The 8,655-nt window shown below is 58.7% G+C and carries 7 protein-coding genes and 1 pseudogene; 6 read left to right on the forward strand and 2 right to left on the reverse strand.

The window, feature by feature from the left end; genetic code table 11:
- Positions 1-863 (reverse strand): aldehyde dehydrogenase family protein (locus tag DBR24_RS32590; RefSeq protein WP_256591593.1); only part of this gene is annotated, 863 nt, incomplete at its 3' end.
- Between the two features lie 130 nt (positions 864-993).
- A complete protein-coding gene (locus DBR24_RS17325) occupies positions 994-1,908 on the reverse strand; it encodes a LysR family transcriptional regulator (RefSeq protein ID WP_123464995.1) in 915 nt (304 codons plus the stop codon).
- Positions 1,909-2,127: 219 nt separating this feature from the next.
- Here DBR24_RS17325 and DBR24_RS17330 point away from each other — a divergent pair, with 219 nt between their 5' ends.
- The 6 genes and pseudogenes from DBR24_RS17330 to DBR24_RS17355 all read left to right on the forward strand — a co-directional run.
- On the forward strand, positions 2,128-2,850 hold the full coding sequence (locus tag DBR24_RS17330; RefSeq protein ID WP_128615346.1) for a tellurite resistance TerB family protein: 723 nt from the start codon (positions 2,128-2,130) through the stop codon (positions 2,848-2,850).
- A gap of 272 nt (positions 2,851-3,122) precedes the next feature.
- Positions 3,123-4,220, forward strand: a complete 1,098-nt coding sequence (locus tag DBR24_RS17335; protein WP_128615347.1) for an acyltransferase — start codon at positions 3,123-3,125, stop codon at positions 4,218-4,220.
- Positions 4,217-5,305 (forward strand): acyltransferase, encoded by a 1,089-nt coding sequence (locus DBR24_RS17340; RefSeq protein ID WP_256591592.1) that lies wholly within the window; start codon positions 4,217-4,219, stop codon positions 5,303-5,305. The genes DBR24_RS17335 and DBR24_RS17340 overlap by 4 nt, the downstream gene beginning before the upstream one ends.
- A gap of 278 nt (positions 5,306-5,583) precedes the next feature.
- A complete protein-coding gene (locus DBR24_RS17345) occupies positions 5,584-7,206 on the forward strand; it encodes a methyl-accepting chemotaxis protein (RefSeq protein WP_128615349.1) in 1,623 nt (540 codons plus the stop codon).
- A complete protein-coding gene (locus DBR24_RS17350; RefSeq protein WP_128615350.1) occupies positions 7,206-7,724 on the forward strand; it encodes a chemotaxis protein CheW in 519 nt (172 codons plus the stop codon). The genes DBR24_RS17345 and DBR24_RS17350 overlap by 1 nt, the downstream gene beginning before the upstream one ends.
- A pseudogene (locus tag DBR24_RS17355) lies at positions 7,721-8,655 on the forward strand (protein-glutamate O-methyltransferase CheR); the annotation flags it as partial. The gene DBR24_RS17350 and the pseudogene DBR24_RS17355, both read left to right, overlap by 4 nt.

Raw genomic sequence — 8,655 nt, forward strand, 5'->3', positions numbered from 1 at the left:
GTGCAGTCCTGGCCGGCGTTGTAGTAGCCGTAAGTGCGCACGCCTTCGACCACGGACTGGATGTCGGCGTCGTTGCAGACGATCACCGGCGCTTTGCCGCCGAGTTCGAGGTGCGTGCGTTTCAGGGTTTTCGCCGCAGCCTGCAGGATCTTCTGGCCGGTGACGATATCGCCGGTCAGCGAGACCATGCGCACTTTGGCGTGGCCGACCAAATGGCTGCCGACGCCTTCGCCACCGCCGCAGATGATGTTGATCACTCCACGCGGCAGGATCTCGGCCAGTGCTGGCGCCAGTGCGAGGATCGACAACGGCGTATGTTCGGACGGTTTGAACACCAGCGTGTTGCCGGCGGCGAGGGCCGGGGCGATCTTCCACGCGGCCATCATGATCGGGTAGTTCCACGGCGCAATCGAGGCGACCACACCAATCGGATCACGGCGCACCATGCTGGTGTAGCCCGGCAGGTATTCGCCGCTGAGCTGACCGGTCTGGCAGCGCACGGCGCCGGCGAAGAAGCGAAACACATCGACGGTGGCGGTCAGATCGTCCTGACGCGCCAGGTGCAACGGCTTGCCGCAGTTCAACGATTCGAGACGGGCGAGGTGGTCGGCGTGTTTTTCAACGGCGTTGGCGATATCGAGCAACAGGTTCGAGCGTTGCTGTGGTGTGGTGCGCGACCATTCGGCGAAGGCGCGATGGGCGGCGAGGATGGCGGCTTCGACCTGCTCAGTGCTGGCCTCGGCGATGTGCGTAAGGATTTCTCCGGTGGCCGGGTTGAGGATCGGTTCGACAAAACCCTGCCCGGCGACCAGTTCGCCGTCGATCAACAACGCGGTACACATCGGGGTTTGCGCGCCAGCCATTTTCCGCGATCTCTTTTCTTGTGTGGCCATTGTTGCTCCCGTACCCGGGAGCCGACCGTCTTATAGATGCAGCAAGACTAGTGCGCGGCTCCGAGGTCGACAAATTCTAAATACTGAAGGTGGCATTCGATTAAATAGATGGCTTGCGTCCACCGTGGGGTTGTTCGCGGGCGACGGTGAGGAAGGGGTCTACCAGTGCCGGCCGCGCGGTGCCGCGACGCCAGGCCAGCCCCACGTCAAGGGTCTGGTTAAGGTCGGCGATTGGTCGCGCTTCGATGATGTCGCCCTCCAGTGACCATGGGCGATAGGTCATGTCCGGCTGAATCGACACCCCCAAACCGGCGGCGACCAGACTCCGCACGGCCTCGGTGGACGCGGTTCTCAGGGTGATCTTGGGTTGCAGCCCGGCGCCACGCCATAGACGTTGGGCATTGCGATCCATCTCGTCGACGTTGAGCTGAATCAGCGGCTCGCCGGCGACGTCGGCGAGGTTGATGCTGTCGTGTTCCAGCAGCGGATGCTGGGCCGGTAGCCACAAACGATGCGGTGAATGAGTCAGCACTTCCGTCTGCAAGGCATGGCGGTCTTCAAGGTTGGAGAGGATTAGCACGCCGACATCTATCTCGCCGCTGACCAGCAAATGCTCGATGTAGGGGCGTTCATCTTCCATCACCCGAATCTCCACGTTGGGATAGGCACGTTGGAAACGGGTGAGCAAATCCGCCAGGTAATAACCGGCGACCAGACTGGTCACACCGACGATCAACTGTCCGGCGACCTGATCGGTGCTCTGTTGCAGGCTGCGCTTGGCATTATCGACAGTGGCCAGAATCAGGTGCGCCTGGCGCAGGAATTGATGACCTTGATGTGTAAGGGTCATGCCCTTGGCGTGACGGCTGAACAGGCTGACGCCGATTTCCTCCTCCAGTTGCTGGATCGCTAACGTCAGGGTCGATTGGGAAATGAACGCGGTTTGCGCAGCGGCGGAGATCGAGCCGGTTTCGGCCACGGCGATGAAGTGACGGATCTGACGCAGGGTCATCATGAGAAGGGTACCCAGTGGGCGGTTTTTATAGATTGGCCTGAGTGTATATCTGTTTTTTAGATGCAGAGTGGGGCTGCTTCGCCGCCCGGCGGGAACAAGTTCCCTCGCCACAGAGGCGTTGAGCAACATCTGGAAGCACACTCGAACGCAGGGCGGAGGCACTTTCGATCTAGGCTGAGGGCCTTGTAGATCCGGATAACCCCTGTTTGGAGGCGGAACATGAACACCCGTGGATTACTCGATCAATTGCTCAAGTCTGGCCAGGATCTGTTGCAGAACAAGGCCGGCGCGGCGCAGAACAAATCGGCTGCCGGCGGTCTGGGCGGTTTGCTTGGCGGTTCTTCAGGCTCCGGCGGCCTCGGTGGCTTGCTCTCCGGCGCGGGCGGTGGTGCCTTGGCGGCGGGTGCAATGGGCTTGTTGATCGGTAGCAAAAAGGCCCGCAAGGTCGGTGGCAAAGTCGCGGTTTACGGTGGTCTCGCTGCGTTGGGTGTGCTCGCCTACAAAGCCTACGGCAACTGGAACGCGCAGAAAGGCCTGACCCCGCAACGTGAGCCGCAGACCCTCGATCGCCTCCCTGCGGCGCAAGCCGAGCAACACAGTCAGGCAATTCTCAAAGCATTGGTTGCCGCCGCCAAGGCCGACGGCCACATCGACGATCGTGAACGCCAACTGATCGAAGGTGAATTCACCAAGCTCGACAACGACCAGGAACTGCAGCACTGGCTGCACGCCGAGCTCAACAAACCCCTCGACCCGACGGATGTCGCTCGCGCTGCCAGCACGCCGGAAATGGCCGCTGAAATGTACATCGCCAGCGTAATGCTGGTGGACGAGGAAAACTTCATGGAGAAATCCTATCTCGATGAATTGGCGCGCCAACTCAAACTTGAACCGGGGTTGAAAACCGAGCTTGAAAAGCAGGTGCGACAAGCGCCCCGGTAACCTTTCAGGTTTCATCGCGTTGAGGTCAATGCCGACCAGTCATTGACCTTCGCGAACGGGGGCTTGTTGGCTCAGCCTTTGTGATCCTCATCGCTGGATTGACCCCAGGCATCCGTTGGCGTCCTGCACTAAAAACCAGAAATCAGAAAACCGAGGCCATGAAGTGAGTCCTCGGATAAACGTCCGTCGCTTTTTTGGGGTTCTTCCGAATACAAGTTCGGGAAACTCGCTCAACGGAGCAACATCCACTGAAGAAGGAATCTTCAAGCAAAATGGTCAGCACCCATCGTTTGACTTACCTCGATTCTGTCAGAGCTCTGGCAGCATTGGCGGTGGTCATTTCTCACTATATTGAAAGAACACCGCTGTTCAATTGGGCGATTTTCGATTACTTCCGTCCCGGGCAGTTCGGCGTGGTGGTTTTTTTCATGGTCAGTGGTTTCGTGATCCCGTTCAGTTTCAAGGACGGTCCGGGAAAAACCAGGCGTTTCATACTTTCAAGATTTTTCAGGCTGTACCCTGCCTATTGGCTTTCAATAGTACTGGCCTGTGTTGCCATTGCTTTTTTTGTTTCGGGCGAACTTGATCGGGCGAGAGTGCTGGCGAATGTCACCATGCTTCAAACGATGATCGGATACTCCAACTTGTTCGGCGTGTATTGGACTTTATTTGTCGAGTTGGTCTTTTATGGACTGTGTATTGCACTGAGCCTGGTCGGGTTACTGGGGCATCTCAAAGCACGCTTCTGGTTGGCGATAGCGTTGCTGATGCTCTCGCTGGTGGGGGCAGCAGGTCGCTATTATTATGCGCTCCCGGCCCCCGTCGGAATCTTGTCATCGCTGTCGTTGATGTTGTTTGGGGGATTGTGGCGTAACTTTCAGATTGATCGGGATCTCAAGGCAAAACGCTACAGTTTCATCTGGATTGCTGTATTTGTTATCGCCTTTCCGATCATTGCACTGTTGGCCTACGATGTTGATCAAGGGCTGCGAGAAAGTGCCTGGAATTTTATCGGCAGTTATTGGGCTGCGCTGCTGTTCTTCATGTTAACCACCACGGTATTGAAGCTGGAAAACCGGATACTCGCCTTTCTCGGGGCGGTCAGTTATTCGGTCTACTTGACTCACCCGTTTTTTCTGGAGTTGGCTGACTCGAAAGTTAGTTTGCAAAACGGTTTCAATCTTCCCGTCTTTGTTCTTTATTGCCTGGGCACCCTTGTCCTCTCATCACTTTGTTATTTTCTGATAGAGAAACGCTCGATCGGATTGGGGCGGCAGATCAATGCGCAGCTCGATGCACGGTTGACGCGCAGGAGTGCGATCAGCAGAGCGAAGGCATCAGTACTCGAAGCGGGAGTTCAAGTTGATTGAATACATTAACTTTCGCTGATAACGGGGCAGGAAGCCCACGGTGTCGACTGACGCATCTGGATGCCTTAAGGGGCATCGCTGCAATGTTGGTGGTGGTCGCACACTTCATTGAAAGAACCCCGCTCAAGGACACGTTTTTTTTCACCTGGGTGAACCTGGGGCAAGTGGGCGTGGTGATCTTCTTCTTGATCAGCGGGATGGTCATTCCCTATAGCCTGAAGGAGGGGCGGCACGCGCTGGCGACTTTTGCCGTTTCCCGGTTTTTCAGGTTGTACCCGGCGTACTGGTTTTCCATTGCACTGGCGGTTGCGAGTTCGGACTGGTTTTTATCGACGCCTGTATCGCTGTCGACTGTATTGATCAACATGACGATGTTCCAGGCTGTTCTGAAAACACCGGATCTGTTCGGCGTTTACTGGACGCTGATCATCGAGATGTTTTTCTACGTGGCCTGCGCGGCGTTATTCAGCGTGGGACTTCTGGGCAAAGCCTGGGTGCGATTCGGCGTGGCAATCGGCCTGCTGGCCGTGGCGCTGATCTTTGCGGTCGGCAGATTCTATCTGGCCAAAAAGATCCCCGTAGCGCTGCCGTTGTGTCTGTCGATCATGTTTTTTGGCAGTCTGTGGCGCGACGTCAGCCTTGGCGTGGCGGACTCACACGTTCGCCGATTGGTCGCTGTCTGGCTGGCATTGTTTGTGGTTTTGCTTGTGCCTATATGCCTGCTGGCTTACACCACCGACCATGGGCATAAGGAAAATCCGTTCACTTATCTGATCAGCTATCTGATCGGTATGGCCTCTGCGCTTGTCGTGACCTTGTACCTGCGCAGAACCCTCAAGAGCCTGACGTTTCTGGGCACGATCAGTTATTCGGTGTACCTGATACACCCATTTTTTCTGGAGTGGGCGGCGTACGCGACAGACATGCGAGCCCAATTCAATGTGGGGGTTTTTCTGAGCTACCTGGTAGCGACGCTGGTGCTGGCCAGTTTCAGTTATGCCTTGCTGGAAAGGCCAAGTGTCGGCATGGCAAGAGCGATCAATGCGAGATTGCAGGGAAACTTCAGGCAAAGAGCGCAGGCCTGAGACAAACTGCAATTCCCGGTAAAAGTGGGCCTCGGTTTTTGTTTACAGCCTCAACATGCGATTACGTTTTCGGCCGCGCAACACCCGCTATGGCTGATCCGTCGCCCCTTTTTGCCATTACCCCACTGGCACGCCAACCCCGGATTGGCGGACAGTCCCATTCCAGAGCCGCCCGCCAAACCCTGTCGGTGGGGCCCGAGGGTTGAAAAGCGTCTTATAAATGAAACACGGCCCTCGGCTATACTCCCCGCATTTCGACTTAGGCACGAGGAATCACTGTGAAGAACTGGACGTTGCGCCAACGCATTTTGGCGAGCTTTGCGGTGATTATCGCCATCATGCTGCTGATGGTCGTCGTCTCGTATTCACGCTTGCTGAAGATCGAGGCCAGTGAAAGCAGCGTACGTGACGATGCGATTCCTGGCGTCTATTACAGCTCGATGATTCGCGGTGCGTGGGTCGACAGTTACCTGCAGACTCAGGAACTGCTGGGCCTCAAGGAAGGGCAGGGCATCAGTAGCGAAGACGTGGCCGACTACAAGGCGTTCGAGAATCGCCTGCAAGAGCAGATGGCCAGCTATCGCAGCACCATCACCACCGACGAGGACCGTATCGAGTTCGCGGCATTCGAAAAAGATCACGACGCTTACATGCAGATCCAGGATCAGGTGCTCGATTTGCACAAACGCAATCTGGAAGTCGAGGCGGTCAAGCTGTTCAGCGAGAAGCTGACCCCTGCGTGGTACACCGGCCGCATGAAACTCAATGACATCATTGGTGAGAACAAGAAAGTCGCTGATCAGGCCATGGCCAACATTGATGAAGCGGTGGCCGCGGCCAAGATCAGTATGTTTGTCTCGCTGCTGGTAGCCGTCCTTGCAGCCGGTGCCTGTGGCCTGCTGCTGATGCGCGCGATCATGGCCCCCATGAACCGCATTGTGCAGATCCTGGACATCATGCGCACCGGCGACTTGAGCAGCCGCCTCAACCTTGAGCGCAAGGACGAATTCGGCGCAGTGGAAACCGGCTTCAACGACATGATGACCGAGCTGACCGCGCTGGTGTCTCAGGCCCAGCGTTCATCGGTGCAGGTGACCACCTCGGTAACCGAGATTGCCGCCACCTCCAAGCAACAGCAGGCCACCGCTACCGAAACCGCGGCCACCACCACCGAAATCGGCGCGACCTCCCGTGAGATCGCCGCCACCTCGCGGGACCTGGTGCGCACCATGACCGAAGTGTCTACCGCTGCCGATCAGGCCTCGGTGCTTGCCGGTTCCGGCCAGCAAGGCCTGGCGCGCATGGAAGACACCATGCACTCGGTGATGGGCGCGGCCGATCTGGTCAACGCCAAACTGGCGATCCTCAATGAGAAGGCCGGCAACATCAATCAGGTGGTGGTGACCATCGTCAAAGTTGCCGACCAGACCAACCTGTTGTCGCTCAACGCGGCGATCGAGGCGGAGAAGGCGGGCGAATACGGTCGCGGTTTCGCCGTGGTCGCCACCGAAGTGCGGCGTCTGGCGGACCAGACCGCTGTCGCCACCTACGACATCGAGCAAATGGTCCGCGAGATCCAGTCGGCGGTGTCCGCCGGGGTGATGGGCATGGACAAGTTCTCCGAGGAAGTGCGCCGCGGCATGGCCGAAGTGCAGCAGGTCGGCGAACAACTGTCGCAGATCATCCATCAAGTGCAGGCGCTGGCACCGCGCGTATTGATGGTCAACGAGGGCATGCAGGCCCAGGCCACCGGGGCCGAACAGATCAACCACGCGCTGGTGCAGTTGGGCGACGCCAGCAGCCAGACCGTTGAATCGCTGCGTCAGGCCAGTTTCGCCATCGACGAACTGAGCCAGGTGGCCGTCGGGCTGCGCAGCGGCGTTTCGCGATTCAAAGTCTGATGAGCGAAATCACCGCCAAACGCGGCGCTGCGCCGGTGGCGAAACGGGCGTTGTTCCTGCTGTTTCGGATCGGCAACGAACGCTACGCCTTGCGCGCCACCGAGGTGGCGGAAGTGCTGCCGCGCCTGCCGTTGAAGCCGATTGCCCAGGCGCCGAACTGGGTTGCCGGGGTGTTTGCCTATCGGGGGGCGGTGGTGCCGGCGATCGACCTCAGTGCACTGACCTTCGGCCATCCCGCCGAGGCGCGCACCAGTACGCGGCTGGTGCTGGTGCATTACCGCCCGGATGCACTGCAACCGCCGCGCTGGCTGGGGCTGATCCTTGAGCAGGCGACCGACACGCTGCGCTGCAACCCTGAAGATTTTCAGCCGTATGGCCTGGACAATCGTCAGGCGCCGTACCTCGGCCCGGTGCGCGAAGATGCCCAGGGGCTGGTGCAGTGGGTGCGGGTCAACGACTTGCTGGATGACGCGGTGCGTAGCCTGCTGTTTCCGGCGCCGCTTGAGGCGCAGTCATGAGCAGCGACCAGCGGTTTTTCGATTTCCTCAAGGAACGCATCGGTCTGGATGTCACCTCGGTCGGGCCGGCGATCATCGAGCGCGCGGTGCGCCAGCGCACCACGCTCTCGCAAGCGGCGCACAGCGATGAATACTGGCAACTGCTGCAAGGTTCGCGTGACGAACAGCAGGCATTGATCGAGGCAGTGATCGTCCCAGAAACCTGGTTTTTCCGTTATCCGGAATCCTTCGCCACACTCGGCAAGCTGGCGCGCAAGCGTCTGGACGAATTGAACAACATGCGCGCGCTGCGCATCCTCAGCCTGCCGTGCTCGACCGGCGAGGAGCCTTATTCGATCGCCATGGCCTTGCTCGATGCCGGCCTCAAACCCCATCAGTTCAAGGTCGACGGCATGGATGTCAGCCCGCTGTCGGTGGACAAGGCGCGGCGCGCGCTGTACGGCAAGAACTCGTTTCGTGGTCAGGATCTGGACTTTCGCGAGCGTCATTTCACGGCCGAGCAGGACGGCCATCGGGTCAGCGAAGCCGTGCGCGAACAGGTGCGCCTGCAGGCGGGCAATGTGCTGGATCCGACACTGCTGGCCAGCGAACCGCCGTTCGACTTTGTGTTCTGCCGCAACCTGCTGATCTATTTCGATCAGCCGACCCAGCAGCAGGTTTTCGCCGTACTCAAGCGTCTGACTCACGTCGATGGCGTGCTGTTCATCGGTCCGGCCGAAGGCAGTCTGCTCGGGCGCCTGGGCATGCGCTCGATCGGCATTCCGCAGTCGTTTGCCTTCAGTCGACACAATGATCCGGCACCGGAACCGCTGTCATTACCGAACCCGACGCCATTACCCGTGCGTCAACCTTTGCGCAGTCCGCCACCACCGCCAGTGCGCCCGCGTCCGGGTTGGCGCTTTTGCTGCTGACGGGCAACGGTGCAACGCTG

This window comes from Pseudomonas sp. HMWF006 (assembly GCF_003061205.1).
GTDB classification, from domain to species: Bacteria; Pseudomonadota; Gammaproteobacteria; order Pseudomonadales; family Pseudomonadaceae; genus Aquipseudomonas; species Aquipseudomonas monsensis.

Coding starts and splice junctions, on each gene's coding strand:
- DBR24_RS17325 (WP_123464995.1), bottom strand. CDS start 1,908: ATGATGACCCTGCGTCAGATCCGTCACTTCATCGCCGTGGCCGAAACC.
- DBR24_RS17330 (WP_128615346.1), top strand. CDS start 2,128: ATGAACACCCGTGGATTACTCGATCAATTGCTCAAGTCTGGCCAGGAT.
- DBR24_RS17335 (WP_128615347.1), top strand. CDS start 3,123: ATGGTCAGCACCCATCGTTTGACTTACCTCGATTCTGTCAGAGCTCTG.
- DBR24_RS17350 (WP_128615350.1), top strand. CDS start 7,206: ATGAGCGAAATCACCGCCAAACGCGGCGCTGCGCCGGTGGCGAAACGG.